This is a genomic window from Phenylobacterium sp. (assembly GCF_036264965.1).
Classification (GTDB): domain Bacteria; phylum Pseudomonadota; class Alphaproteobacteria; order Caulobacterales; family Caulobacteraceae; genus Phenylobacterium.
The window spans coordinates 1-26,487 of the sequence record NZ_DATAPY010000046.1 but is presented as its reverse complement, the minus strand read 5'-3'; the positions used below and the strand labels follow the sequence as shown (position 1 = coordinate 26,487).

Here is a 26,487-nt window from a genome sequence, read left to right as displayed (position 1 = left end):
CGTCCTAAACCGAATGGCAATACCGCCCAATTATCCTGGGCGTCGACGGTTTCGCTAGGCGCCGTGACGATTCGACCCTTCCAAATGGGTCGGGTTTGCATATCTAATCGATTGGCGGCGTTGCGGCAGCGCCGACAGGAGATCGATTGAATGGCCGATCGTAAAATGGGTGATCAGGACACGGGCATCCGCTCGGCGGTCGTCACCCAAACGAAGCCCAAGACACAGAAGCCCTCGATGTATCGGGTGCTGATCTTGAACGACGACTACACGCCAATGGAATTCGTCGTCTATGTGCTTGAGCAGTTCTTCAATAAGTCGCGCGAAGACGCGACTCGGATAATGCTTCACGTCCATCAACACGGCGTGGGGGTGTGTGGGGTGTTCACCTACGAGGTGGCGGAAACAAAAGTAGCCCAGGTCGTTGATACGGCGCGGCGGCATCAACACCCGCTGCAGTGCACCATGGAAAAGGACTAGAGGCCTTTGCCTTCATTTTCGCGCCCCCTTGAGGAGTCTCTTCATCGCGCCGTGGCCTACGCCAACCAGCGCAAGCATGAATACGCGACCCTCGAGCATCTTCTTCTCTCCCTCGTCGACGACGAGGACGCCGCCGGCGTCATGCGGGCGTGCGACGTGGACCTGGGCGCCCTTCGGACCACCCTGACCAACTACGTGGACACCGAACTGCGCTCACTGGTCGTGGACGACGGCGAGGACGCCAAGCCCACCGCGGGCTTCCAGCGCGTGATCCAGCGCGCGGTCATCCACGTGCAGTCCTCCGGCCGCGAGGAGGTCACCGGCGCCAATGTGCTGGTGGCGATCTTCTCCGAGCGGGAGAGCCACGCCGCCTACTTCCTGCAGGAGCAGGATATGACCCGCTACGACGCGGTCAACTACATCGCCCACGGCATCGCCAAGAAGGCGGGCGCCACGGAAGCCAAGCCCGTGAAGGGCGCCTCGGACGACGAGGACAAGCCCACCGTCAAGACCGGCGGCGAGGCGCTGGAAGCCTACTGCGTCAACCTCAACGAGAAGGCCAAGCAGGGCAAGGTCGACCCGCTGATCGGCCGCTCGGCCGAGGTGGAGCGCTGCATCCAGATCCTCTGCCGGCGCACGAAGAACAACCCTCTGCTGGTGGGCGACCCCGGCGTGGGCAAGACGGCCATCGCCGAGGGCTTGGCGCGCAAGATCGTCAACAACCAGGTGCCTGAGGTCCTGGCCGGCTCGACCATCTTCTCCCTGGACATGGGCTCGCTGCTTGCCGGCACCCGCTACCGCGGCGATTTCGAAGAGCGCGTGAAGCAGGTGGTCAAGGAACTGGAGAACCACCCCGACGCGGTGCTGTTCATCGACGAGATCCACACGGTGATCGGCGCGGGCGCCACCTCGGGCGGGGCGATGGACGCCTCCAACCTGCTCAAACCCGCTCTGGCGTCGGGCACCCTGCGGTGCATGGGCTCGACCACCTACAAGGAATTCCGCCAGCACTTCGAGAAGGATCGCGCCCTCGTCCGCCGGTTCCAGAAGATCGACATCAACGAACCGACCATCGACGACACGATCAAGATCCTGAAGGGCCTGAAAATCTACTACGAGGAGTTCCACAAGCTCCGCTACACCAACGACGCCATCAAGGCGGCGGTGGAGCTGTCGGCCAAGTACATCAACGACCGCAAGCTGCCGGATAAGGCCATCGACATCATCGATGAGGCCGGCGCGAGTCAGATGCTGCTGCCCGAGGGCAAGCGGAAGAAGATCATCGGCCTGAAGGAGGTCGAGGCGGTCGTCGCCAAGATCGCCCGCATCCCGCCGAAGTCGGTCTCCAAGACCGACACCGAGGCGCTGAAGCAACTGGAAAGCGATCTGAAGCGCGCGGTCTACGGCCAGGACGACGCCATCGACCAGCTGTCCGCGGCCATGAAGATGGCCCGGGCAGGCCTGCGCGACGCCAACAAGCCGATCGGCTCCTACCTCTTCTCGGGCCCCACCGGGACCGGCAAGACGGAGACCGCCCGCCAGCTGGCCTCGACGCTGGGCATCGAGCTGCTGCGCTTCGACATGAGCGAATATATGGAGCGCCACACCGTCAGCCGCCTGATCGGGGCGCCTCCCGGCTACGTGGGCTTCGACCAGGGTGGTCTCCTGACCGACGCCGTCGACCAGCACCCGCACGCGGTCGTGCTGCTTGACGAGATCGAGAAGGCCCACCCGGACGTCTACAACATCCTCCTGCAGGTCATGGACCACGGGGCCCTGACGGACTCGAACGGCAAGAAGATCGACTTCCGCAACGTGGTCCTGATCATGACCACCAACGCCGGCGCCGCCGACGCCCAGCGCAACTCCATCGGCTTCGGCCGCGGGAAGCAGGACGACGAGGCCGAGGAAGCGATCAAGCGGGTGTTCACGCCGGAATTCCGCAACCGCCTCGATGCGGTGGTGGCCTTCAAGTCGCTGACCCCGGAGATCATCCGCCAGGTCGTGCAGAAGTTCATCATGCAGCTGGAGGCCCAACTCGCCGACCGTCACGTGACCATCGAGACGACCGACGATGCGGCCGACTGGCTGGCGAAGAACGGCTTCGACGAACTCTACGGCGCCCGTCCGCTGGGCCGGGTCATCCAGGAGAACATCAAGAAGCCGCTGGCCGACGAGATCCTGTTCGGCAAGCTGGTCAAGGGCGGCCACGTCAAGGTGGTGCTGCGCGACGGCAAGCTCGCCTTCGACATTGAGGGCGACGACCACGAGCCGGGCGCTCCGGTCATCGAAAGCCCGGCGCAGGACAAGGCCGAGGCCCTCACGGTCGAATAGCCGATGCTCGCTTCAGATACGGAAAGCCCCGGGTCCGCGCCCGGGGCTTTTTCGTGGGTGCGCTAGCTGATCTTCGCCGCGATCTGCTCGGCCAGGATCTTCAGCTCCGCCGGATCGGCCATTCCGCCGGCCGCGTGGCGGCCGAGCGGGACGCCCTCCCAGCGCGGGATGATGTGGAAGTGCAGGTGGAAGACGGTCTGCCCGGCCGCGGCGCCGTTGAACTGGGTCACCACGATGCCGTCGGGACTGAGGGCGGCGCGTACGGCGCGGGTCACCCGCTGGACACCCAGGATCACGTGGCTCAGCACCGCCGGGTCCTCGTCCATCAGGTTGCGGGCGGCCGAGTGTTTGGGGATCACCAGGGTGTGGCCCCGGGCTTGCGGAAAGACGTCCATCAAGGCCAGGACGTGGTCGTCCTCGAACACCTTGGCGGCCGGCGCCTCACCGCGCAGGATCTTGGCGAAGATGTTGCCGCCGTCGTAGGTCCCGTCCAAGCTCATGCGCGTCGCTCCTGATTGGAGCTGTCGTAGCAAATCGCTCTGGAGGGTGGAACGATGACCACCGCTGACTCAAAGCCCTTGGCGCCGCCGCCGGGCCTGACGCCCCGCCAGCAGAAGTGGTTCGCTTCGGTGCAGGCGAGCCTTGAGCGCGACACCGGCAAGACCCTGGACGAGTGGGTGGCGATCGCCAGGACCTGTCCGGAGACCAAGGAGCGCGCCCGGGCCGCCTGGCTCAAGGAGCGCTACGGCCTGCTACAGAACCGCGCGATGCACGTGCTGTCTGTGGCCTTCCCGTCAGCGGCGGGTTGGGACGAGCCAGAGAAACTGAAGGCGGCGCTGTGGACCGATCCTCAGGCCACCGCGATCCTTGAGGCGCTGCAGGCGGCGGCCACAGCCCTGCCCGATGTGGTTATGGGCCAACGCAAGGCGTTCACCGCGTTCTCCCGCAAATTCCAGTTCGCCTCTATCAAACCCGCAAAGGCCGGCAAGGCGGTGCTCGGCCTGGCCCTGACGCCGCAGGACGATCCCCGGTTGGAGGCGCCGAAGAATGAGGGCTGGTCGGAACGGCTGAAGGCCAAGATGCTGCTGGAGAGCCCCGCCGACATCGACGCGGCATTGCTGAAGCAGGCGTGGGAGCGGAGTTAGCTTTCCGCCTTGAACGGCGAATATTCCTCGGTCAGCCACTCCATCTCCTGCTCGACGCCCGCTCGTTCCTGCATGACGAAGCGTTCGACGGGACCGCGGAGCGCGGGGTCGGCGATGTAGTGGGCGGAATAGACGGGGCTGGGCAGATAGCCGCGGGCGATCTTGTGCTGGCCTTGGGCGCCGGCCTCGACGCGGGCCAAGCCGTGCCCGATCGCCCACTCGATGGCCTGGTAGTAGCAGAGCTCGAAGTGCAGGAAGGGCACGTCCTCCACGCAGCCCCAGTTGCGGCCGTAGAGGCAGTCGTCGCCGATCAGGTTGAGCGCCCCGGCGATCCAGCGCCCCTCACGCCGGGCCATGATCAGCAGCACGCGATCAGCCATGCGCGCGCCCAGCAGGGAGAAGAATTGGCGCGTCAGATAGGGCCGGCCCCACTTGCGCGAACCGGTGTCCATGTAGAAGCCGAAGAAGGCGTCCCAGTGCTCTTCGCCGAGATCCGCGCCGGTCAGACAGAGGATCTCAAGCCCTTCGATGGCGTCGCGCCGCTCGCGCTTGATGGTCTTGCGCCGGCCTGAGGAGAGCGCGGCCAGGAAGTCATCGAAGGTGACATAGTCCCGGTTATGCCAGTGGTATTGCTGGCCCTCGCGCAGGGCCAGGCCCTGCTCGCCCATCCAGCGCCACTCGTCCTCGGTGGGGAAGTTCACGTGGAAGGACGAGGAGCCGTAACGCTCGCAGAGCGTCAGCGCGCCGCCCAACAGGAACCGCCGCGCCTCGTCGACATCGACGTCGGGTCGCGCCAGCAGCCGCGGTCCCGTCGCCGGCGTGAAAGGCGCCGCGGAGAGCAGCTTCGGATAGTACTGGCCCCCGGCCCGCTCATAGGCGTCCGCCCAGGCGTGGTCGAAGATGTACTCGCCCTGGCTGTGGGACTTCCGATAGAGCGGCATGACCGCGGCCACCGCGCCGTCCTCGTCCTCGATCGCCAGATGCTGCGGTCCCCAGCCGGTGCGTTCGACGGCGCAGTTCGACTCCTCGAGCGCGTCCAGGAAGTCGTATTGGATGAAGGGGTTGCCGACATAGGCCGGGTTGGATGCGCAGGCGTCCCAGGCCTCGCGGCCGATCTCGGCGATGCGCCGGCAGATGCGAACCGCCGGTTTCAGGCTCACACGCAAACCCTTAGCAAGGGGCGAACCCCTCGAAGATCAGGTTGTCGCAGCTGTCACGGATCGCCTCCCATTGGGCCGGATCCCGCACGGTCCAGGCGACGATGGGCAGGCCCTCGATGCGCAAGCCGCTGGCCTGTTGGCTGGGAAGCATGTCGAGGCCGAGCGCCAGGAAGTGCGGCTTGGCGATCGCCACATGCTCCAGGCGGGCAAAGCTCTTGCGCTGGTCGTCGGACAGGTGCGGCGCGCGCTTGTAGGAATAGGAGTCCAGCCCGCGCATCACACCAGGGAACCGCTCGGCAAACCAGGCGTGCGAATAGGGATTGAAGCCGATCACGCAGACTGGCCCCGCGTGGTCGATGATGATCTCGTGGGTGCGCTGCTCCAGCGGCCCCACGTGGCCATAGGGCGTCTTGAGCTCGATGTGGACCATGGCCCGGCGGCCGACCAGGGCCAGGGTCTCCGGCAGGGTCGGGATGCGCTCGTCCGTGCCCTTCAGGCGCAGTTCAGCGAGTTCGGCGGCGGTGCGGTCGCAGAGGCGGCCGGGCGCGCCGGTCATCCGCTCCAGGTCGTCGTCGTGGAAGACCATGGCCTCGCCGTCGGCGGAGAGCTGGACGTCCAGCTCGATGCCGTAGCCGGCGGCGCAGGCGGCCTGGAACGCGCCCAGGGAATTCTCCGGCGGACCGTCGGGGCCCCATAGGCCGCGGTGGGCTATGGCCGGCTCGAAGAGCCGCTCCCAGGCCTCGCCGAATCGTTCCTTCACGAGGAGGCGCTCACGAGATGGCCACCACCGCGTCCACCTCCACGGCGAAGTTCATCGGCAGGCGGTAGACGCCAACGGCCGAGCGGGCGTGGCGGCCGGCGTCGCCGAACGTCTCGACCATGAGGTCGGAACAGCCGTTGATCACCTGGGGGATCTCGAAGAAGTCGGGGCCGGCCTGCACGAAGCCGCCCAGCTTCACCACACGGACCACCCGATCGAGGTCGCCCTCGCAGGCGGCGCGCATCTGGGCCAGCAGGGAAAGGCCGCAGAGCCGCGCGGCGGCGCGGGCCGCGGCCAGGTCAACGTCTTCGCCGACGACCCCCTTGATGCCGCCATTGGCGTCCAGCGACACCTGGCCGGAAATGTGGACGAGGTCGCCGACCCGCACGAAGGGCACGTAGTTGGCGACGGGGGCGTTCGGCTGCGGCAGGACAACGCCCGCGGCGGCCAGTCGGTCTTCGATCTGGGACATGGGCGCAGGTCTAGCGCCCTCCCCCCATTAGGAAAAGACCGGGCTTGCCAGGAAAAGGCGGCCGCATGAGAAAAGGCCCGGAGCGGGGGTGCTCCGGGCCTTCAAACCCATCGGCGGGACCCAAGAGGGTCGACCGCCGTACGCGGGCAACTTCTCTTAGCGAGCGGCTTGGACGCGCTCGACCATGGCGGTCACGCGCTCGTTCAGCGGCTTCATGCTATCCTTCACCGAGGCCGAAACGATCTCGGTCATGCGGCCCATTTCGGCCATGTAGGCTTCCAGCGCCGACTTGGCGTAGGAGGTCTGCAGTTCGACGACTTCCTGCACGCTCTTGGCGGCCGACAGCGACTTGGCGGCGGCGACCTGGCTTTCGAAGGAGGTCTTCGAGAAGGCCATGGCCTGCGCGCCCAGGGCTTCGGCGCCCTTGGTGGCGGCGGTCACCGAGGCGACGACGGCTTCCAGGTTCTTCTTGGAGTGCGCGTTGGCGTCGTTCAGGGCGGCGAGGGTCTTTTCCACGCCATCTTTGAAGGCGACGTTGGAGGCGGCGGTGAATTGGTCGACGGTGGTCTTCACGGCGTCGGTGGCGGCGGCCATTGGTCAACTCCTGGGTCAAGAGGTGCGGCGGACGCCGCGGGGGAATGGGACGGATCGAGGGCTGGGGGAGCCCGTTAAACGCAGGAGTCTTTTCTCATGTTGCAGTGCAGCAGTCAATGAGTTTTTGTGCAGTGCACAATGGCGTGATTTCCCCTTGGGAAGCGCCAGATTCGCGGCCGCCGCGGCGCGCCGCGACAAAAGAACCCATTCAACTGGTGTTTACTCTAATTTCAGCTTCAGGCTGTCATGCTAGTAAGATTCAAGGGCGGTCCAGCGGCCGTTCGCAAACCTTTGATTCGACGGACGAAGCATGATCCAGCACGCCCGCCGCCTGTTCCTAGCGTTAGGTCTGGCCGCGACCACAGCCCTCGGTTCCATCGCCACCCCGGCGAGTGCGCAGATCCCCTACTTCCAGAACCTGCTGGCCGCGTCGCAGACGAAGTATGCGGCGATCGTCGTGGACGCGAAGTCCGGCGAGATCCTCTACGCCAAGCACGCCGACAGCCCGCGCTATCCGGCGTCGATCACCAAGATCATGACCCTCTATCTGACGTTCGAAGCGCTGGCCTCGGGCAAGCTGCATCTGGACGACCGGGTAATGGTCTCGCCGCACGCCGCGGCCCAGGCGCCGACCAAGCTGGGCGTGCGCGCCGGCGATTCGGTCAGCGTCGAGGACGCCATGGACGGCATGGCCACCAAGTCGGCCAACGACATGGCCGTGGCCATGTCAGAGAAGCTGGGCGGCACGGAAAGCCGCTTCGCCGCCCTGATGACCCTGCGCGCCCAGGAGCTAGGCATGCAGAACACCCATTTCGTGAACGCCTCAGGCCTGCCCGATAGCCGCCAGCTGACCACGGCCCGCGACATCGCCATCCTGTCGCGCGCGGTGATGCGGGACTACCCGCAGTACTACAAGCTGTTCTCCATGCAGGAATTCCGCTTCCGCGGTCAGACCATCGCCAATCACAATCATCTGCTCGGCCGCATGCCGGGCGTGGACGGTCTGAAGACCGGCTTCACCAACGCCTCGGGCTTCAACCTGGCGGTCTCGGCTGTGCGCGACAACCGCCGCCTGATCGCCGTGGTCATGGGCGGGCCGACGACGGCGCAGCGCGACCAGAACGCCGAAGACCTGCTGCTCACCGGCTTCGACGTAATGCGCCGCCGCGGCCTGGGTGAGAAGATCGTTGTCGCCCAGAACCAGTTCGAGCCCACCGAGCTCAACGGCCCGGTGGTCCGCGCGCCGGTCGAACAGGGCGATGGCGACCAGGATGGGCTGAAGATCCAGCTGACCGGCGCGCCCGCCGCCAAGGCTCCGAAGATCGAGGTGGCCGGCGGCCGCGCCACGCTCACCAAGGCCAAGTGGGCCGTCCAGGTGGGCGAGTTCCGCTCCAAGACCGACGCCCACAAGCAGATCGCCCTGGTCGAGAAGAAGTTCGCCGACCACGTCGACGGGGCCCGCGGCGCCGCCGAGAAGGAAGGCCGCAGGTACAAGGCGGTGTTCACCGGCCTCAGCGAAGCCGACGCCAAGGACGCCTGCCACGCGATGAAGGCCAAGCGGCTGGCCTGCATGGTCATCGAACCGGCCTGAGGCGCACCTCGTCCATTCCTCCAACTCCGCTCATCCCGGCGAAGGCCGGGATCCAGATCTCAAAGCGGAATGGCGGATTGGAAGGACTCTGAATTCAAAGAACCCACGTCTGAGCGGTTCCATCTGGATCCCGGCCTTCGCCGGGATAAGCGGGAAAAGCTTGGGGTTTACTCCCGCAGCAACCGGTCTCGCGCGGCATTGAGTTGGGCGGCGAGGCCTGAGGTCCCGCCCTTGTCGGGGTGGGCCATGCGGATCAGGCGGCTGTAGGCGGCCTGGATCTCCTCCTGCGTGGCGTCAGGTCCGACGCCGAGGATCGAGCGGGCCTCCTTCAGGCTCATCTCGCTGGAAACCTGCGGCGGCTGCGGCGCGCGCGGCGCATTGATCCGCGCCGTGGTCACCAGCCACAGACCGAGGATCACCAGGACGATGGAGATCTCCCAGCCACCGCGCAGGCCCACGTAGGCCGCCGCGGCGAAGGCTGCGACCGAGAAGGCGCCTGACAGGAACCGCCACTCGCGCCGTTTCAACACAGTGCTGCCGCGGCCCAGCCCCACCAGGAACCATAGCAGCGCGGCCCCGAGGGCGAGGTAGAGCAGCACGGCTATTCCGCGGCGATCTGCTCGGCGTCGGAGAAGCCCGAGAGACCCAGGGCGGTCATCAGCGCCCGCAGCTCCTGGCGCGCCGCCACATGCTGCAGGGACATGACCACCGGGCGGATGGTCGGCGACAGGTCCGCCACCGTCAGGCCGAAGGGGAAGAGCTCCCGATAGATCACCCGATCGCGCAGGCCGGGGCCGATGCGGAAGCCGACCTTGCGGGAGAGCGTCTCGATCCGCTCTTCCAGGCGCTTGCGGTTGCGCGCCTCGGTGGGCGCCAGGCGGTTGCGCAGCACGACCCAGTCGATCTGCTTGCGGTCCTTCACGGCGCGGGCCTTGCGGCTGTTCCAGACCGTCTCCGAATAGAGGCTGTGGCGTTTCAGCTCGAGGGTCACCGGGTCGACGACGCCCAGCATGTCGAAGTCCACGAAGCTGTCGTTCATCGGCGTGACGATCAGGTCGGCCATGCCGTGGGCGGCGCGGCTGATCGCCGTGTCGCTGCCGGGGGTGTCGATCAGCACGAAATCGGCGCGCTCGCTGACATCGGCGAAGGCCTCCTCCAAGCGGGCGAGCGCCTCCTCATCGGTGGCGCGGGCCAGGGCTGCGCCATCGCTGCTCAGCGGGTGCTCCACCGGCATGGGCGCGGTGACGCCGTTCGCGTCGAGCCAGGCGCGGCGGTTGGCGAAGAAGTGCGAGGTCGACTGCTGGCGCAGGTCCAGGTCCAGCACCGCGACGCTGGCCCCCGCATGCAGCAGGGCGGTCGCGGTGTGGATGGCGATGGTGGACTTTCCGGCCCCGCCCTTCTCATTGCCGACCACGATGACACTGGCCTGCGGCATGTTCAGAACTCCTCAAGGGTCGGCCCTGCCCCAATTGCGACCGACTCACTTGCGTCTAGAGGAGCGCCCCAGCCGGAGTCCCGTCAACGCGCGCGTCGCCGCGCCCTGTGGAGAATCACCAGGCGCCGACCTCGCGCAGCTGCCGGGCCAGCTCGGTGGGCACGTCGCCGAAGGCCTCGATGGAGAGGTCCGGCGGGGCGTCCTTCGGCTCCAGATAGCGCCAGCCCTGGAAGGCGCGGCGCGGCGTCGGCGCGACGCGCAGCGGCGTCGGATCCAGCGTCACCTCGCAGCGGGCGGTCACGCCCTCGCCCACCGTGTTCACGTCCAGGATCGCCTGGCGGCAGAGGATCACGCCCTTGAACACCCGGTAGAGCGAGCCGCCGTCGATCAGCTCGGCCGCCCGTTTCGGCGTCTGGCGGGTGCGCATGATCCAGTGGCCGTCGGGGTCGTTGTGCGTCGCATGCCAGTCGATCAGTTCCTCGACCGTCGCCGCGCCGACGCAGAGCTTGATCATGTGCAGGGCCATGCCCCTTGGCTTACGGCCGGTCCGGCGATTTGACCAGTGGGCGGGACGCCGCTGGCCCATGGCGGCGACTCTGCGGCCACGTTAGGCTCCCGCCCCAGTGTCCCAGCTCCCAGACATCCCCGACGAGTCGGCGCTGGCGCGGCTCTTCCATCAGGAGCGCGTGCAGGCAGAGTCCGTTTGGTTCTCCCTGCCTGGCGGGGCGACCCTGTTCGCGGCCGGCGACACCTCCGATCAGCTCTATTTCGTCCGCGCTGGCCGGCTGGGCGCGTTCCGCCGCGAGCAGGGCCACGAGGTGCAGTTCCTCGGGGTGATCCGGCCCGGAGAACCGGCCGGCGAGATGTCGCTGATCGCCGGATCGCCGCACTCGGCCGACGTGGTCGCCTTGCGCGACTCTGAGATCATCGCGGTCCCACGCGAGGTCTTCCTGGAGGCCTGCGAGGCCGACACCGCGGTGATGATCGAGCTCGCCAAGCTGATGATGCTGCGCAGCCGCCAGGCGGCCACCCGCGGCGGGGTCGGCGAACCCTCGGTGTTCGGCTTCATCGCGCTGGGTTTCACGCGGCCCTTGCGCACCCTGGCTGAGCGGCTGGAAGCGGAGATCGGGCGGCTGGGCTACCACGTAACCACCATCGGGGTGGAGGCGCAGACCGCGCCCACGGAGTGGTTCTCCGACGTCGAGAAGACCCATGACTTCGTGCTCTATGTCGCCGAGGCCGACGATGGCGTGTGGCGGCAGGTCGTCGCCCGCCAGGTGGACCGGCTGTTCCGGGTGGGGCGCGGCGAGCGAGAGCCGCCCAAGGAGGCCGACGACATCCGCTCGCCCCTGCAGGACCAGCGTCTGGTGGACCTGATCCTGGTGCATCCGCCCGACCTGGAACGGCCGCAGGGCTCGGAGGCCTGGGTTGACGCGGCCCAGCCGGCGCGGCTGTTCCACATCCGCCGCGAGACCCCGGCGGATCTGCAGCGCCTGGCGCGCATCCTCACTGGCCAATCGGTGGGTCTGGTGCTGTCGGGCGGCGGCGCGCGGGCCTACGCCCACGTCGGCGCGGTGCGGGCCTTACGCGAACGCGGCGTGCCCATCGACTTCGTCGGCGGGGTCTCCATGGGGGCGGTGATCGCCGCCGGCGTGGCCATGGGCTGGAACGACGATGAGCTCGAAGTCCGCATCAAGGCGGCCTTCGTCGACACCAGCCCGCTGACCGACATCGCCCTGCCGCTGCTGGCCATGACCCACGGGCTGAAGGTCAACGAGCGGCTGGCCCACCACTTCGGCGACACCCAGATCGCCGACCTGTGGCTGCCCTTCTTCTGCCTGTCGTCGAACCTGACCACCGGCGCCTATCAGATGCACCGGCGCGGCCTGCTGCGCCGCGCACTCAGGGCCTCGGTCTCGCTGCCCGGCATCCTGCCGCCGGCGACCGACGACAACAATGTGCTGGTCGACGGCGCGGTGATGAAGAATTTCCCAGCTGACGTCATGCGCGCTAGCCAGCTCGGCCCCATCGTCGGCGTCGACGTCACCACCGGCCGCAGCATCACCGCCGACGACGTCGCCCGGCCCGCCTCCGTCTGGCGCTGGATCTGGTCAGGCGAATGGAAGAAGGGCCCGCCGATCGTCTCGCTGCTGATGCGAGCCGCCACGGTCTCGACCTCGCGGGACCTGACGGCCGCGCGGGACGCTACGGATGTGCTCGTCATGCCCGACACCTCGAAGGTGGAAATCCGCGACTTCAGCGCCTACGCGCCCGCCGTCGCCGAGGGCTATCGCGCGACCATCGAGGCGCTCGACAAGCTGGACCGCCCCGTCCAGGAGCTCCGCCGCCGCAGCAGCCTGGAAGAACTGGCGGCGCAGAAACTGGCGGGACCGGCGGTTCGCTGAAAATGCGTCATTGCGCCGTTTGCGCGAAGCCCCGAAGCGACCCATATTCGGGGTCCTTGCTCAGCAACTGAAAGGAGGTGATCCAGTGTCTCATAGTGAAAACCGCAGCCCGGTGACCGTGACCTGGACCTCCGCTTGCGGGGTCCGCGCCTAAGCCATTGATTGGTAAGGGGTCGCGCACCGCTCTGCGGTCCGACTATGGAAAGGCCGCTCTGGCGACGGGGCGGCCTTTCGCATGTCTGCGGCTTGCATTCCCGATCCCGCCTCGCGAAGGTCCGCCCAGGGATTCCAGGGGCCTTCAGGCATGTCGAAGTTGCGTTTCATCACCTTGTTGGCGCTGGCCGGCGCCTTGGCCCTGCCCGCCGCTGCGGCGCCTGCGAAAGACCTGGCGCGGCTGAAGGCCGAGGCGGCGCAGGTAACCATCGTGCGCGACGATTGGGGGATCGCCCATGTGCACGGCAAGACCGACGCGCAGGCCGTGTTCGGCATGATCTACGCCCAGGCCGAGGACGACTTCAACCGGGTGGAAGCCAACTACCTGACCTCGCTCGGCCGCACCGCCGAGGCTGAGGGCCAGGGCGCGATCTGGCAGGACCTGCGCCAGAGGCTGTTCATCGATCCAATTGACCTGAAAGCGAAATATGCCGCCAGCCCGGTGTGGCTGAAGGCGCTGATGGACGGCTGGGCGGACGGCCTGAATTACTATCTGGCGACCCATCCGGGGACGCACCCAAAGGTCATCACCCACTTCGAACCCTGGATGGCGCTCAGCTTCACCGAGGGCAGCATCGGCGGCGACATCGAGAAGGTGTCCCTTCCGGCCTTGGAGGCGTTCTACGGTAGCCCGCAGATCGCCGCGGCCAAGATGGAGCTCGCCGAGGCTGAAAGCCTGAAGTTCAAGGAGCCCGCGGGCTCCAACGGCATGGCCATTGGTCCGTCGATCACCAAGGACGGCCACGCCCTGCTGCTGATCAATCCGCACACCTCGTTCTATTTCCGCTCCGAGCTGCAGATGACCAGCGACGAGGGGCTGAACGTCTACGGCGCGGCGACCTGGGGCCAGTTCTTTATCTACCAGGGCTTCAATGACCACGCCGGCTGGATGCACACCTCTACCGGCGCCGACACGGTCGACGAGTTCGCCGAGACGATTCTGCGCAAGGGCGGCAAGCTCTTCTACCGCTACGGCGCGGAGGAGCGCCCGGTCGGCGTCTCGACCATCACCGTGCCCTACCGCACGCCGGAAGGAACGATGGCGGCCAAGACCTTCACGGTCTACCGCACCCACCACGGCCCGATCGTCCACGCCAAGGACGACAAGTGGATCGCCATGGCGCTGATGAACAAGCCGGTGGAGGCGCTGGAGCAGTCCTTCGGACGCACCAAGACCACCGACCTGGCCTCCTTCCTAAAGGTGGCGGAGCTGGCGGCCAATTCGTCGAACGACACCCTGTTCGCCGACACCAAGGGCGAGACGGCGCTGCTCTTGCCGCAGTTCATGCCCAAGCGCGACAACCGCTTCGACTATACGAAGCCGGTCGATGGCTCGAACCCCGCGACCGACTGGCGCGGCGTGACGCCCTTTACCGAGATGCCTAAGGTGATCAGCCCGTCCAATGGCTGGGTTTACAATTCCAACGACAGCCCCTGGCATGCGGCCGGGCCGAACAGCCCGAAGAAGGCCGACTTCCCGCGCTACATGGACCAGGCCGGCGACAACCCGCGTACGCCGCACGCGGTCCGCGTCCTGACCGGCCAGAGCGATTTCACCCTGGCCAAGCTGATCGCCACCGACTTCGACTCCTACCTGCCGGCCTTCGCGCGCCTGGTTCCGGGGCTCGTGGCCGCCTACGACGCCCTGCCCGCGAGCGATCCGCAGAAGGCCAGGCTCGCCGAACCTATCGCGGCCCTGCGCGCCTGGGACGACCGCTGGTCGGCCACCTCCGTCGAGACCTCCCTGGGCGTCGGCTGGGGCGAGGCCTTGTGGGCCAAGACCGCCGCCGACGCCAAGAAGGCGGGCATGCACGTAGACGACTACATGGCCGAGCGCGCCACGCCGGCCCAGAAGCTCGACGCCCTCGCAGAAAGCACCGACCGCCTGACCCAGGACTTCGGGACCTGGCGGACGCCCTGGGGCCAGATCAACCGGTTCCAGCGGGTCAACGACGACATCGTCCCGCACTTCGATGATGCGGCGCCGTCGATCCCCGTGCCCTTCGCCTCGGCCCAATGGGGCTCACTCGCCTCGTTCGGCGCCAAGCGCTATCCGGATACCAAGAGATACTACGGCTCCAGCGGCAACAGCTTCGTGGCCGTGATCGAGTTCGGCCCGCGCATCCGCGCCCGCGCCGTCACTGCCGGCGGCGAGAGCGGCGACCCGACGTCCAAACACTTCGCCGACGAAGCCAGCCGCTACGCCTCCGGCGACTTCCGGGAGGTCTACTTCTATCCGGACCAGCTCACGGGCCACACTGAGCGGACCTATCACCCCGGCGGGTGAGCCCGCCTAGCGGGCGGTCCAGCCACTGTCCCGCGCCGTCCGCTCGGCGGCGGCGTCGAGCGGCGCGCCGGCGATCAGACCGTCGACCGCCGCCAGGACGGCCGGCGGGGTGTCGGAGCCGGCGGTGCGGTAGGCGGTCGCTGCGGGCGGCGTCCAGGCGCTCACCGCGCGGGCCGTCCAGCGGCCGCCTTCGCGGCAGGCCACGCCCGCCAGCCGGTCGCTCGCGGCCTCGAAGGTGCGGCAATAGCCGGCCTGGGCGGTGCGGAAGGTCAGGCCCACCTTCACCGGTCCCGCGTCTGTCGCCAGCTGCGTGGTCAGGGCCCTGGCCAGGCCGCCTTGAGCCACCAGGGCGCCGTCGCGGGACGCGAGCGGCCCCTCAGCCGGCCGCACGGCAAGGCCCACCGCCAAGCCGACCACCAGGCTCGCCGCCAACGCCGCCCAGCCGCGCGGGCCGAACCGGAGTGCGGCCTGGTCGTTGGCCGCCTGCGCGGCGAGCGTCAGGGCCAGCGGCACGGGCTCGCTCAAGATGGGGTCGTAGGCGTCGGCCAAGCGGGTGCGCAGCGCGCGCTGGCGGGCGACCTCGGCGGCAATGTCCATGTCCGCGGCCATCTCGGCTTCGAAGGCCGCGCGGGCCTGCGGCGACAGCTCGCCGTCGACATAGGCGGCGATGGCTTCCGGCGACGGGCTCATGGCGCAGTCTCCCCAAGGTCGGCCAGCAGGGCGCTGCGGCCGCGCACCAGGCGGCTGGTGAGCGTGCCCTCGGGAACCTGCAGAACCGAGGCCGCCTCCTTGTAGGAAAGGCCTTCCACGAGCACGAGGGCCACCGCCAGGCGCTGGTCGTCAGGCAGGCGCGACATGGCGCGCGCCACCTCGCTCACGGCCAGGCGGTCCTCGACCGCCGCCGCGCCGGCGTCGCCCACCCGCTCGCCCGCTTCCTCCGGCGCGAGCACGGCGGTGCGGCGGCTGCGGGCGCGGGTTTCGTCGATCCAGGCGTTCTTCATAATGCGGAACATCCAACTGTCGAGGCGCGTCCCCGGACGCCATTGGCCACGGTGGCTGAGCGCCCGCTCGACCGTCGCCTGGACCAGATCATCGGCGTCGGCCGGGCTCCGCGCCAGCGCGCGCGCCAGCCGCCGCAGACGCGGCAGGAGCTCGACGATCTCATGGTCCAAGCCGTTCAAGGACTACCTTCGTCTCAAGGGATGAAACGTCCAAGCCGGCGCGTTTCATCCCGGAGCGCCGCAGAAAACGAAACGCGCCATGGCGCCAAGCGCTGCCTTGAGAGTTCTGTCAAACGTCATGTCCGCCCATCGGCCCCGTCCAGAACGTCTTCGCCTCGGCCGCGCGGCGCTGGCGGCGTGCGCGCTGCTCGCCGCTGGATCGCCCGCGCCCGCGCAGATCCTGCGCGGCGGCAGCGGGCTGGGACTTCCGGGTGCAGGCCTTCCCAGCCTGCCGTCGTTGCCGCGCGCGCCCACCCTGCCGACGACGACCCTGCCGGACGTGGCGGCCACCACCACCACGCTCTCCGACAGCGCGCTCTCGGCCGTCACCCGCGCCCGGGCGGCCGCCGCCCAGCGGCTGATCCACGACCACCGCGACCTGGTGGAGGCCGACGACCGCGGCCAGCCGGTGGTGCGCGGCGAGGCCCTGGGTCTTGGCGTCTCGGAAGCCGCCCTGGCGCGGCTGCGGGACGCCGGATTCACCGTGCGATCGGCCGGCGGCATCCCGGGGCTCGGCCTGCGCGCCGTGGTGCTTGGTGTTCCCCGCGGCGTCTCGGCGATCGAAGCCCTACAGCGTCTGAAAGCGCTCGATCCCACCGGGCAGTACGAGTTCAACCACCTCTACCAGCCAGCCGGGATGGTCGGCGCGGAAGGCTCCAGCGCCGTGGGCGAGGCGCCGGATGCCCATGACCGGGCCGTCGGCGTCATCGACAGCGCCGTGGCGGCGAGCCCGCCGATCCTGACCCACGTCCGCCTGGTGCAGCAGGGGTTCGCCCCGGGCGGAACCCGCGCCACGGCGCACGCCACCGCCGTGGCCTCCCTGATCGCCGGCGAGGGCCGCGGATTCCGCGGCGCCGCGCCGGGCGCCACACTCTATGTCGCCGACGTCTACGGACCGACCGCAGCCGGCGGCTCGGCCGAGGCGGTGGCGCGCGCCATGGGCTGGCTCGCCCAGATGCATACGCCGGTGATCAGCATCAGCCTGGTGGGACCGCCGAACCTGTTACTGCAGGCCGCCGTGCAGGCCCTGATCGCCCGCGGGCATTTGGTCGTGGCGCCCGTCGGCAACGATGGACCTGCCGCCCCGGCGCTCTACCCCGCCGCCTATCCAGGCGTGATCGCAGTGACCGGGGTCGGACCCGACCGGCGGCTGTTGCCGGAGGCCGGCCGCGGACCGCATGTGGACTTCGCGGCCCCTGGCGTGGTCGCCGCGGCCTCTCCGGGCGGCGGCGTGGCCACCGTGCGGGGCACGTCCTTCGCCGCGCCTATCGTGGCTGGAGAACTCGCTCAGCGGATGACCGCGCCGGACCCGGGCCAGGCGCAGGCTGCGGCAGCCGCCCTCGGCCGCGAAGCTTCCGCCCGCGATCCTGCGTTCGGACATGGCCTGGTGGGCGTCGACGTGCCGGCGCCGCCGACGGGGCGAACAGAAAAACGCTAGCCCGCGGGATGAAATCGCAGCCTGCCGTCGTTGGTCCTGCGTGATGCCACCAAACGACAGGAGATTTCTCATGCGCAAGACCGCAGTCCTCATCGCCTCGGCCCTCAGCGCCAGCCTTGCCTTCGCCACCGTCGCCGACGCGCAATTGCTGGGCGGCGGCGCGCGCGGCGGCCTCGGCGGCGGCCTGACCGGCGGGCTCGGCGGCCTCAGCGGCGGGCTGACCGGCTCGGCCAGCGGTGGATTCGGCGCCAATTCCGGCCGGCTGGGCTCCCAGGTCACCGACACCGCCGGCCGCGGCGTCGGCGTGGCGCGCTCCACCGCCTCCAAAGCCAAGACCAAGGCCGGCGACACTGTCGCCACGGGCGAGGCCACGGCCACAGGCGCGGCGCAACAGGCCCAGATGGCCGCCCAGGGCGCGGCTGTGACCGCGTCCGGCGCCGCCCAGAACACCGCGGCCAGCGCCCAGCAACAGGCGCAGTCGACGCTCAGCACGGCCAGTCAGACCGCCTCGGCCTCCGGCCAGGCGTCGGGCGGCGCCAGCGCCTCGCCGCGCAAGGGCAAGGCCGGCGCCTCGGCCGGCGGTTCGGGCTCCGGTGCGGTGAGCGGCGCCCCGCTGATCTCCGCCAGCGGCTCGGCCAATGGCTCGGCCAGCGGTTCTGCGTCGGCCCCGCACTAATCCGCCGACGCGGAGGCGCGCGCCTGGCTCTGGAGAGGCTCCTAGAGGAGCTTGCCGGACGCGCAGCAGAGGGGCCGCCGAAGCAATTCGGCGGCCCTTCACCTATTCGCAGAGCTTAGAACGAGACGCAGGACGCTTGGGTGATCAACAGCACGGCGTCCTGGTGGAAGCGGCCCTTGTAGGCATTCCGGACGGCGTCGATCCGGCCCGACATGTCGCGGCCCTTGGGCAGGACGATCAGCACCACCTTCGAAGCCTCGCGGATCAGTTTGTTCTCGTCGCCCCGCCACTGGCCGCCGCCGTCCAGGACGGTCAGGCCGTCGGGGAACTTCGGCGTCAGTTCTTTGTCGATGAAGGCCTGGAAGTCGACCTCGCTGACGCCGGGCTTGTCGCCGATGTTGCGCCCGAAGAAGAGCTGGGCGGTGCGCCGCGCTTCCTGTCCCGTCGGACAGGCCATGGCGGCCTCTGGAGGAGGACGCGGCGGAGGCGTGCTGGCGCAGCCGGCCAGGCTGGCCAGCCCCAACACGACGACAATGGCCCCCGGAGCCCTCATCCGCCGATCAGCTCCCGTCCGATCAGGAAGCGCCGAATCTCGTTGGTGCCGGCGCCGATGTCATAGAGCTTGGCGTCCCGAACGAGTCGTTCCACCGGAAATTCCTTCGTATAGCCGGCGCCGCCCAGCGCCTGGACCGCCTCCAGCGAGACCCGCACGGCGTTTTCGCTGGCCATCAGGATGGCGCCGGCCGCATCGAACCGCGTGGTCATGCCTGCGTCGCAGGCCCTGGCCACCGCGTAGACGTAAGCCCGCGCCGAGTTCAGCGCCACATACATGTCCGCGATCTTGCCCTGCATGAGCTGGAAGGAGCCGATCGGCTTTCCGAACTGCTTGCGGTCGCGGACATAGGGCAGGACCACATCCAGGCAGGCCTGCATGATGCCGAGCGGCCCCGCGGAGAGCACGGCGCGCTCATAGTCCAGCCCGCTCATCAGCACGCCCACGCCGCCGTTGTAGGGGCCCATGACGTTTTCTTCCGGGACCTCGCAGTCCTCGAACACCAGCTCGGCGGTGTCGGAGCCGCGCATGCCCATCTTGTCGAGCTTCTTGGAAACGCTGAAGCCCTTGAAGCCCTTCTCGATCAGGAAGGCGGTGATGCCCTTTCCGGAGGCCTCGGGGTCGGTCTTGGCATAGACCACCAGGGTGTCGGCGTGCGGGGCGTTGGTGATCCAGAACTTGGTCCCGCTCAGGACGTAGCGGTCGCCGGTCTTGCGGGCTGTGAGCCGCATGGAGACCACGTCAGACCCCGAGCCCGCCTCGCTCATCGCCAAAGAACCCACATGCTCGCCGCTGATCAGGCCCGGCAGGTAGCGCCGCTTCTGCTCGTCTGTCCCCCAGCGGCGGATCTGGTTCACGCAAAGGTTGGAGTGGGCGCCATAGGAGAGGCCGACCGAGGCGGAGGCGCGGGAGACCTCCTCCATCGCCACCACATGCTCCAAGTAGCCCAGGCCCAGGCCGCCGAACTCTTCCTCGACAGTGACGCCATGCAACCCCAGCTCGCCCATCTGCGGCCACAGCTGGCGCGGGAAGGTGTTGGTCTCGTCGATCTCGGCGGCGATCGGGGCGATCTTGTCGGCGGCGAAGCGCGCCGTGGTCTCGCGGATGGCGTCGGCGGTCTCGCCGAGGCCGAATTCCAGGCTGGGTCCGTGGTTGGGGATCATGGCGGGGGCTTAGCATGCGCCGTCCGCAGTCGCGAGGGCGCCAGCCGCTAGTGGCGGTCCCGCGCCTGGCGTTCGGCCGCGCGGCCGAGCCGTTCGAGCAGGAGATAGACTGCCACCACGAAGAAGCCGACGCCGGCGATCCCCGCCAGGCCGCCCACCAGCCTGGGTCCCATCAGGCCGCCGGCGGCGCGGGCATAGGTCGCCCAGAAAATGCCGCCGCCAAAGAACACCAGACCCAGCGCAGCCAGGGCCAGCAGGGTCAGCACGCCGCCCTGCGGCCGCACCGGCAGCGGCTGGACGACGGGTGCCTCGAAGTCCGGCGGCGCGGCGTCGTCGATCACCACGCGGTCTTGGGCGAAGGGGTCTTCGTCATAGAGCGGCACATCGGCGAAGGACGCTTCCTCGATGACGTCCAGATCCGGATCGTCGAACAGACTGCCGCCGCGCGGCTCGTCGTCTTCGGTCTCGATGCGGGAGCGCCAGGGTTCCAGCGGGGCGTGCGGCTCAGGTTCGGGCTCGGGTTCCGGCGCCCGCAGGAAAAACGGCACCGGGTCCTCGAAGGGCGGCGGCGGGGCGGTTGGCGCTTCGGCCCGAGGCTCTTCCGGCGGCGCTCCGAAGTCGGCCTGGGGATGCGGCGCGTCCGGGATGTGCTCGGGGTGGACGCGGTCCTCCTCCGTGACGGGCGCTTCGCCGGGCTCCTGGAAGATCGTCGACAGGCGCGCGGTGACCGCCTCCGCCGCCGTCTTGGCGGGCCCCTCGCCATCCTCGTCGTCGGGGGCGACCGGCCGCGGCGTGGGCTCGCCCTCGCGGCGCACGACCAGCTGGTCGCCCTCCAGCTCGGCGGTGACTTCCACCGGGGCCTGCAGCGGGACAAGGTCCCGGGCGTCGGTGTCAAGCAGCGGCTTCAGGATCGGCGATGGCGCCGGAACCCAGGCCTCGCCCGGCGGAGTCAGGAACAGGGTCTTCTCGACCGAGCGGCGGCGGACCAGGGCGTCGATGACGATCCGCTCGCCGCCGACATTGGCCTTGCGCCACAGCTCCATCTCGCAGGCGGCCTGGATCACGGCGCCTTCGTTCAGCCGTTTCAACACGCCGGACTGATGAAAGCTGTCGAGACCGATGTTGAAGACGAAGGAGGCGAGCGCGTCGAACTGGTTCTGGTTCAGCGGCGTGAACACCGCCTCGTTCAGCGCGTGGCCCACACCGATCAGGTCGTAGAGCAGCAGGGCCTCGGCGTCGTCGCCGGAGACCTCCGCGCCCTGGCGGGCGGTCAGGGTGTGGCCATGGCCGATCGTCCAGCGCCCATCGGGCAGCTGGGCGGCGGTCTGGCGATAGCCCTCGAACCGCTTGATCAGCTCAAGCGCAGTCCGGGACGCACGATGGCGAGGCTCCATACCCTCTGACCCAAGTTGACACACGCACGAAGGCGCTGAGGCTTACCGGCAAGTCCTGGGCCGGTAGGCTTACTTGGGTCAATCCTTACAACAGGATAAGCGCGGCAATTCCCAGCAAAGCTAAGAAACCGAAGAAGTCAGTCATGAAGGTGACCACCACCGACGACGACACCGCCGGGTCGCGTCCGAACCTGTCCAGGGCGAGCGGCGCGAGGATGCCGCCCAGGGCGGCGACGAACAGATTGGCGATGATCGCCAGGAATACCACTAGCGACAGGCGCCAGTCGTGCTGCCAGACGAACAGGCCGGCGCCGAGCACAAAGCCCACGGCCGCGCCGTTGAGCAGGCCCACCACCAGTTCGCGGATGATGATCCGCGCGGCGTTCGCGGCGTTCAGCTCCTTGCTAGCGATGGCCCGAACGGCGACCGTCAGCGCCTGGGTCCCGGCGTTGCCGCCCAGCGAGGAGACGATCGGCAGCAGCATGACCAGCACGACGATCTTGGCGATCATCGGTTGAAAGGGGCCGATGACAATCACCGCGAGCGCTTCGGTGACAAGGTTGATCAACAGCCATGGCAGGCGGGATTGCACGATGCCGAGAAAGCCGGCGTCGCGGCCCGCGTCGGACACGCCGGCCAGGGCCAAGATATCCTCCTCGGTCTCTTCTTGGATGACGCCGACGATGTCGTCGACGGTGATCTGGCCCACCAACCGGCCGCCCGGTTCGATGACCGGCGCCGAGATCAGCCGGTACTTGTCGAAGATGTAGGCCACCTCTTCCTGGTCCATATCGACCGGGATTTCCGTGACCTGCTCCATGATCTGGGCGAGCGGCGTGTCGCGCTGGGCGCGTAGTAGGTGGCTGACCGGACAGGCGCCGACCGGCTTGTAGGCCGGGTCCACGACATAGACGTCGAAGAACAGCTCCGGCAGTTCCTGGCCCTCCCTGCGGAGGTAGTCGATGGTGTGGCCGACGGTCCAGAACTGCGGCGCAGCCACCACCTCGCGCTGCATGAGGCGCCCGGCGGTCTCGTCGTCGTAGGCCAGCGTGGTCTCAATGGCGGCCCGCTCGACCTCGGGCATGGCGGCCAGCACCTGGGCGCGCTTGTCGGCCTCCAGGTCGTCGACGACGTCGGCGGCGTCGTCGCTCTCCATCTCGCCGAGCGCCTTGGCCAGCACCTGCGAGGGCACGTGCTCAAGGATCTCTTCGCGGATCTCGGTGTCGAGCTCGGACAGCACCTCGCCAAGGATCTCGGGGTCCAGGTGCGGGACCAGCTCCTCGCGGTCGTCCGCCGAGAGGAAGCCCATCAGGTCGGCCACGTCGGCCGGGTGCAGGGCGCCCAACAGTTCGCGCAGACGATCGGCGTCCCCGCGGTCGAGCGCGTCGACCACCATCGGGACGTAGGCCGGATTTAGGGAATAGTCCTCGCCAAGGGCGAGGTCTTCCAGGTCCTCTTCGGTCTCAGGCCGCTCTCTCAGCTCAAGGTCGTCCGTTTCACGGCTCATGGCGGACCTCCCCTGGCTATATCGAAGCGCTATTTTCCTGAATGATTAAGAGCCCTGTTTCACTGGTGCGGTCGAGAAGACTCGAACTTCCACGGGTTGCCCCACAGCGACCTCAACGCTGCGCGTCTACCAATTCCGCCACGACCGCTCGTGGTGAGCCGCGGGGGGTAGCAAACGGCGAAGGCTTTGTGAAGGGCGGCGAAAAGGCCCCGCGCAGAAGGCGGTCTACTGACCGCCGGCCATGAAGTCGTAGACGTTGGCTTCGCGGGTGACGGCAATGGAGATCTTCTCGTCGTTGATCTGGATTTCGCCGCGGGCGATCGGGTGGTTGTTGGCGAGGATCCAGACCTCGTCATTGACCGCTGTGTCGAGGGGGATCACCGCGCCACGGCCCATGCGCAGCAGCTGGGCCATGGGGAGCGTCGAGCGCCCCAGCACCACCTGAATCTCGACATTGACGGCCTTGACCTGGCTCACGGAGTTACGCCTCTCAATACGCGAGGGCTTTGCGTCGGCTCAGCCCAGCCCCACATTGGCTCCAACATGCTTGACCGGGTGTTAAATCCAGCGACGGAAGCGCCAGTTTTCGGCCGCAGCGACAACTTGTCCGTCGGTTGGGCGGTTTCGCGGGCGCCGGTGGCCTATCCGGACGCCGTCGCGGCGATGGAAGCGCACGCCGCGGCGATCGCCGAGGGCCGTGCGGGCGAGCTGGTCTGGCTCTTGGAGCATCCGCCGCTCTACACCGCCGGCGTCTCGGCCAAGCGGGGCGATCTCTTGGATGCGGACCGCTTTCCGGTGTTCGAGAGCGGCCGCGGCGGCCAGTTCACCTATCACGGCCCCGGCCAGCGCGTGGCCTACGTCATGCTCGACCTGACGAAGCGCCGCCGCGACGTGCGCGCCTTCGTCGCCGCCCTGGAGGCCTGGGTGATCGGATCGCTGCAGCGGTTCAACGTCGCCGGCGAGGTCCGTGAAGGCCGCGTGGGCGTCTGGGTGGAGCGCCGACAGGCCGGGGCGCCCACTCGCGAGGACAAGATCGCCGCCATCGGGGTAAAGCTGCGCCGCTGGGTCTCTTTCCACGGCATTTCGCTGAACGTGGAGCCGGACCTCAGCCATTTCAGCGGCATCGTGCCCTGCGGCGTCACCGAACACGGCGTCACCAGCCTGGTCGACCTGGGCCTGCCGGTGACGCTGGACGAGGCCGACGCGGCGTTGCGCGCCAGCTTCGAAGAAGTGTTCGGCCCCCTCGCGCCGGCCGATCCGCCAGTGTAGGCAGCTTCCCGAAGCCCCGGAATCGGTGCGATGGAAGCCTGGATGCTAAACCGTCCGCTTGCGATGCCTGCCCTGCTCGTTGCCTTCGCGTTCGCTGCCGCCACGCCGGCGTCGGCCCAGGATGTGAGCTATCCACCGTCCCGCGCGCTCGGCGACGTGGGCGGTTGGCTGCAGCGCGACACGCCCATCACCCTGCCCCAGGTGGTCGACATCAGCCCCTCGGCGGTGACCGCGATCACCTCGGCCACGCCGACGGGCGCGCCGCGCGGTTTCCTGGCCAATATCGTCTCCGAAGCCCTGGACCCGCAGATCCTCGCCCATGAGGACGTCGCCTCCTGGAGCATCCCGGTGGACATCGACTGCGATAGGCGTCTGGTGCGCCTGGGCGTCATGACCGGCTTCCACGGCCGCGACCTGCACAGCGACCCGCGCACCGTGCGCGACGCCGATGCGTCCTGGGTCAACCCGATCGTCGGCGCACCGCTGGGCGCGGTGATCCGCGCGCTCTGCGACCGCGACTATCGCCGCCCCTTCAACGGCAAGGTGAAGATCGCCGCCGCCAAGCCGGCGCCCATGCCGAAGGCGGCCACAGCGCCGAAGGCCGCGCCTCCTGCGCCGCTTACGAGCGCGCCCGCCGCAGACCCGCCGAAGACGCCCGCTCTGCGATCCAGCGTGGCCCCGACCTCCCCGGCGCGTGCCAATTCTAAAGCCGCCGCGGCGACGTCCGCCGTCCCGGGCGTCGCCGTGCAGATCGGCGCCTCGCCGGACCTCGCGGACGCGCAGGGCCTGATCGCGCGCTTCAAGAAGAAGTTCGCCGACGACCTCTCCGGCCACGCCACCGACGTCGTCACCGCCGAGGTGGGCGGCAAGACGGTGCACCGCGCGCTGATCACCGGCTTCAGCTCCGCCTCCGAGGCGGCAAGCCTGTGCAAGAAGCTGACGGCCGCCGGCCAGGCCTGTTTCGTGCGGCGCTGAGGCTCCCCGATTAGGGGAGTGAAAGGGCCTGTCCGAGCGGGTTCGGCCCGTAGCGGTTGGCGCCGGCCTCGCCGGGCATAGCGCCCAGCTCCACGCCAGCCCAGATCAGCACCAGGGTGAAGACGAAGTCGAAGAAGCTGTGCGGCTGCGGCCAGACGGCGACCACCGAGACCAGCACCAGCGCCGCCCACCAGCCCGACCGGCCGCGGTCGTGCAGGCGCTTCGAGAGCACGCAGACGCTGCAATAGAACAGCGGCGGATAGACGAACCAGCCGGTGATCCAGTGGAGCGTCGTGCCGGCGATGGCTTCGTAGAACACCGCCACGATCAGCAGCGTCATCGCCGCGATCAGCGAGGGCATGCGCGCCGCCCGGCCATTGGCCGAGAAGAACAGCTCGCTCCAGTCGATCTGGCCGTTCATGGCGCGCCCCAGCGAATCCGACGGCTCACCATAACGCCGAGGCCTTCGTCAGGCGAATTCCACCAGCACCTCGTCGGCCGCGACGCTGTCGCCGGCGGCGGCGTTGACGGCTTTGACCACGCCGTCGCGCTCGGCGCGGATGATGTTCTGCATCTTCATCGCCTCGATGACCGCCACGGCCTCGCCGGCGCGGACCTGCTGGCCCACCGTGACGTCGAGGGTGACCACCAGGCCCGGCATGGGCGAGAGCACCATCTTCGAGGTGTCGGCGGCTTTCTTCGGCGGCAGGCGCTCGTGCAGTTCCGCGATGCGCGGGGTCAGCACCAGCACCTTGGCGCTGGCGGCGCGGTGGCGGATGCGGAAGCCCTCCGGCTGCGGCTCCACCTGGGCGGAAAACGCGCGGCCGTCGAGAACGCCCCGGAACACCGGCTTGCCGGGACGCCAGTCGACGTCCTCCAGTTTCAGCGTGCGCCCGTCTTCGAGGAATTCCACCGTCAGCGCCTCGCCGTTGGTGACCCGCACCAGCCGCCGCTCGCCCTGCTCGATCACCACCCAGTCGTCGCGCATCAGCTGCGGAGCCGCACGCCGGGTGATCGTGCGGTGCATGGCGCAGGCGACCGCGGCCATCAGGTCGCGCTGGAACGGCGTCGGCGCCGCGCCCCAGAAACCGTCGGGGAATTCGTCCTTGATGTAGTTGGTGGAGAGCTTGCCGGACCGGAACCGCTCCTGGTCCATCACGCTGCTGAGGAACGGGATGTTCTGGCCCAGGCCCTCGATGTGGAAGTCCTCCAGCGCGCGGCCCATGACGTCGATGGCGGCCTCGCGCGTCTTGCCCCAGGTGGAAAGCTTCGAGATCATTGGGTCGTAGAACATCGAGATCTCGTCGCCTTCGCGCACGCCCGCGTCGTTGCGCACGATCCCGCCGTCCACCTTGCCCTCAACCGGCGGATCGTAGCGGACCAGCCGCCCGATCGACGGCAGGAAGCCGCGGTAGG

Annotated in this window: 27 protein-coding genes and 1 tRNA gene; 10 read left to right on the top strand and 18 right to left on the bottom strand. The window is 68.6% G+C overall.

Annotation, left to right across the window (positions count from 1 at the left end):
• Window positions 1-150 precede the first annotated feature (150 nt).
• Both clpS and clpA read left to right on the top strand, forming a co-directional pair.
• Window positions 151-480: an ATP-dependent Clp protease adapter ClpS gene (clpS, locus tag VHS75_RS06980; RefSeq protein WP_329637887.1), complete on the top strand. Its 330-nt coding sequence runs from the start codon at window positions 151-153 to the stop codon at window positions 478-480.
• 6 nt (window positions 481-486) lie between these two features.
• Window positions 487-2,814, top strand: coding sequence for an ATP-dependent Clp protease ATP-binding subunit ClpA (clpA, locus tag VHS75_RS06975; protein ID WP_414694251.1), 2,328 nt, complete (start codon window positions 487-489; stop codon window positions 2,812-2,814).
• A gap of 62 nt (window positions 2,815-2,876) precedes the next feature.
• Here clpA and VHS75_RS06970 read toward each other — a convergent pair whose 3' ends face one another.
• Window positions 2,877-3,314, bottom strand: coding sequence for an HIT family protein (locus tag VHS75_RS06970; RefSeq protein WP_329637941.1), 438 nt, complete (start codon window positions 3,312-3,314; stop codon window positions 2,877-2,879).
• Between the two features lie 54 nt (window positions 3,315-3,368).
• Here VHS75_RS06970 and VHS75_RS06965 point away from each other — a divergent pair, with 54 nt between their 5' ends.
• Complete coding sequence (locus VHS75_RS06965; protein WP_329637886.1) at window positions 3,369-3,959, top strand: DUF4287 domain-containing protein; 591 nt, start codon at window positions 3,369-3,371, stop codon at window positions 3,957-3,959.
• Here the strand turns inward: VHS75_RS06965 and VHS75_RS06960 are convergent.
• The 4 genes from VHS75_RS06960 to VHS75_RS06945 form a co-directional block, all read right to left on the bottom strand.
• A complete protein-coding gene (locus tag VHS75_RS06960; protein WP_329637885.1) occupies window positions 3,956-5,119 on the bottom strand; it encodes a GNAT family N-acetyltransferase in 1,164 nt (387 codons plus the stop codon). The two genes, VHS75_RS06965 and VHS75_RS06960, sit on opposite strands and share 4 nt — an antisense overlap.
• Before the next feature lie 10 nt (window positions 5,120-5,129).
• Complete coding sequence (locus tag VHS75_RS06955) at window positions 5,130-5,879, bottom strand: glycerophosphodiester phosphodiesterase (RefSeq protein ID WP_329637884.1); 750 nt, start codon at window positions 5,877-5,879, stop codon at window positions 5,130-5,132.
• A 10-nt stretch (window positions 5,880-5,889) separates the two neighbouring features.
• Complete coding sequence (locus VHS75_RS06950) at window positions 5,890-6,351, bottom strand: RidA family protein (protein WP_329637883.1); 462 nt, start codon at window positions 6,349-6,351, stop codon at window positions 5,890-5,892.
• Window positions 6,352-6,507: 156 nt separating this feature from the next.
• Window positions 6,508-6,945, bottom strand: coding sequence for a TIGR01841 family phasin (locus tag VHS75_RS06945; protein WP_329637882.1), 438 nt, complete (start codon window positions 6,943-6,945; stop codon window positions 6,508-6,510).
• Between the two features lie 310 nt (window positions 6,946-7,255).
• On the opposite strand from VHS75_RS06945, the gene VHS75_RS06940 reads away from it, so the two are divergent.
• A complete protein-coding gene (locus VHS75_RS06940) occupies window positions 7,256-8,536 on the top strand; it encodes a D-alanyl-D-alanine carboxypeptidase family protein (protein ID WP_329637881.1) in 1,281 nt (426 codons plus the stop codon).
• 167 nt (window positions 8,537-8,703) lie between these two features.
• On the opposite strand, the gene VHS75_RS06935 is transcribed toward VHS75_RS06940, so the two are convergent.
• The 3 genes from VHS75_RS06935 to VHS75_RS06925 form a co-directional block, all read right to left on the bottom strand.
• Window positions 8,704-9,135 carry a J domain-containing protein gene (locus tag VHS75_RS06935; RefSeq protein WP_329637880.1) on the bottom strand — a complete coding sequence of 144 codons (432 nt, stop codon included), beginning with the start codon at window positions 9,133-9,135 and terminating at the stop codon, window positions 8,704-8,706.
• Between the two features lie 2 nt (window positions 9,136-9,137).
• Window positions 9,138-9,971: a division plane positioning ATPase MipZ gene (locus VHS75_RS06930; RefSeq protein ID WP_329637879.1), complete on the bottom strand. Its 834-nt coding sequence runs from the start codon at window positions 9,969-9,971 to the stop codon at window positions 9,138-9,140.
• A 115-nt stretch (window positions 9,972-10,086) separates the two neighbouring features.
• Window positions 10,087-10,497, bottom strand: coding sequence for a DUF1489 domain-containing protein (locus VHS75_RS06925; protein ID WP_329637878.1), 411 nt, complete (start codon window positions 10,495-10,497; stop codon window positions 10,087-10,089).
• A gap of 97 nt (window positions 10,498-10,594) precedes the next feature.
• Here VHS75_RS06925 and VHS75_RS06920 point away from each other — a divergent pair, with 97 nt between their 5' ends.
• A complete protein-coding gene (locus VHS75_RS06920) occupies window positions 10,595-12,376 on the top strand; it encodes a patatin-like phospholipase family protein (RefSeq protein ID WP_329637877.1) in 1,782 nt (593 codons plus the stop codon).
• A 304-nt stretch (window positions 12,377-12,680) separates the two neighbouring features.
• The gene (locus VHS75_RS06915; RefSeq protein WP_329637876.1) at window positions 12,681-14,876 is read left to right on the top strand and encodes a penicillin acylase family protein; all 2,196 of its coding nucleotides are present in this window, start codon (window positions 12,681-12,683) and stop codon (window positions 14,874-14,876) included.
• A 6-nt stretch (window positions 14,877-14,882) separates the two neighbouring features.
• Here the strand turns inward: VHS75_RS06915 and VHS75_RS06910 are convergent, their stop codons facing one another.
• Entirely contained in the window at window positions 14,883-15,566 is a 684-nt protein-coding gene (locus VHS75_RS06910) for an anti-sigma factor (RefSeq protein ID WP_329637875.1), read from the bottom strand.
• A complete protein-coding gene (locus VHS75_RS06905; RefSeq protein ID WP_329637874.1) occupies window positions 15,563-16,057 on the bottom strand; it encodes an RNA polymerase sigma factor in 495 nt (164 codons plus the stop codon). The genes VHS75_RS06910 and VHS75_RS06905 overlap by 4 nt, the downstream gene beginning before the upstream one ends.
• Before the next feature lie 118 nt (window positions 16,058-16,175).
• On the opposite strand from VHS75_RS06905, the gene VHS75_RS06900 reads away from it, so the two are divergent.
• On the top strand, window positions 16,176-17,534 hold the full coding sequence (locus VHS75_RS06900) for a S8 family serine peptidase (RefSeq protein ID WP_329637873.1): 1,359 nt from the start codon (window positions 16,176-16,178) through the stop codon (window positions 17,532-17,534).
• A gap of 70 nt (window positions 17,535-17,604) precedes the next feature.
• Window positions 17,605-18,210, top strand: coding sequence for a hypothetical protein (locus VHS75_RS06895; protein ID WP_329637872.1), 606 nt, complete (start codon window positions 17,605-17,607; stop codon window positions 18,208-18,210).
• Between the two features lie 115 nt (window positions 18,211-18,325).
• Here VHS75_RS06895 and VHS75_RS06890 read toward each other — a convergent pair whose 3' ends face one another.
• The 6 genes from VHS75_RS06890 to VHS75_RS06865 all read right to left on the bottom strand — a co-directional run bounded on the left by VHS75_RS06890 (window position 18,326) and on the right by VHS75_RS06865 (window position 23,304).
• Window positions 18,326-18,667: a DUF3574 domain-containing protein gene (locus VHS75_RS06890; RefSeq protein WP_329637871.1), complete on the bottom strand. Its 342-nt coding sequence runs from the start codon at window positions 18,665-18,667 to the stop codon at window positions 18,326-18,328.
• A gap of 92 nt (window positions 18,668-18,759) precedes the next feature.
• Window positions 18,760-19,926 carry an isovaleryl-CoA dehydrogenase gene (locus VHS75_RS06885; protein WP_329637870.1) on the bottom strand — a complete coding sequence of 389 codons (1,167 nt, stop codon included), beginning with the start codon at window positions 19,924-19,926 and terminating at the stop codon, window positions 18,760-18,762.
• A gap of 47 nt (window positions 19,927-19,973) precedes the next feature.
• A complete protein-coding gene (locus VHS75_RS06880; protein WP_329637869.1) occupies window positions 19,974-21,320 on the bottom strand; it encodes a lysozyme in 1,347 nt (448 codons plus the stop codon).
• An 85-nt stretch (window positions 21,321-21,405) separates the two neighbouring features.
• Complete coding sequence (gene mgtE, locus VHS75_RS06875) at window positions 21,406-22,827, bottom strand: magnesium transporter (RefSeq protein WP_329637868.1); 1,422 nt, start codon at window positions 22,825-22,827, stop codon at window positions 21,406-21,408.
• Window positions 22,828-22,890: 63 nt separating this feature from the next.
• Window positions 22,891-22,975 (bottom strand) — tRNA-Leu (locus VHS75_RS06870).
• 77 nt (window positions 22,976-23,052) lie between these two features.
• A complete protein-coding gene (locus VHS75_RS06865) occupies window positions 23,053-23,304 on the bottom strand; it encodes a FliM/FliN family flagellar motor switch protein (protein WP_414694250.1) in 252 nt (83 codons plus the stop codon).
• A 66-nt stretch (window positions 23,305-23,370) separates the two neighbouring features.
• On the opposite strand from VHS75_RS06865, the gene lipB reads away from it, so the two are divergent.
• Window positions 23,371-24,096 carry a lipoyl(octanoyl) transferase LipB gene (gene lipB / locus VHS75_RS06860; RefSeq protein WP_329637867.1) on the top strand — a complete coding sequence of 242 codons (726 nt, stop codon included), beginning with the start codon at window positions 23,371-23,373 and terminating at the stop codon, window positions 24,094-24,096.
• Window positions 24,097-24,159: 63 nt separating this feature from the next.
• A complete protein-coding gene (locus tag VHS75_RS06855; RefSeq protein WP_329637866.1) occupies window positions 24,160-25,071 on the top strand; it encodes an SPOR domain-containing protein in 912 nt (303 codons plus the stop codon).
• A gap of 10 nt (window positions 25,072-25,081) precedes the next feature.
• Here VHS75_RS06855 and VHS75_RS06850 read toward each other — a convergent pair whose 3' ends face one another.
• Entirely contained in the window at window positions 25,082-25,492 is a 411-nt protein-coding gene (locus VHS75_RS06850; protein ID WP_329637865.1) for a DUF805 domain-containing protein, read from the bottom strand.
• 48 nt (window positions 25,493-25,540) lie between these two features.
• Window positions 25,541-26,487 (bottom strand): biotin/lipoyl-containing protein (locus tag VHS75_RS06845; RefSeq protein WP_329637864.1); only part of this gene is annotated, 947 nt, incomplete at its 5' end.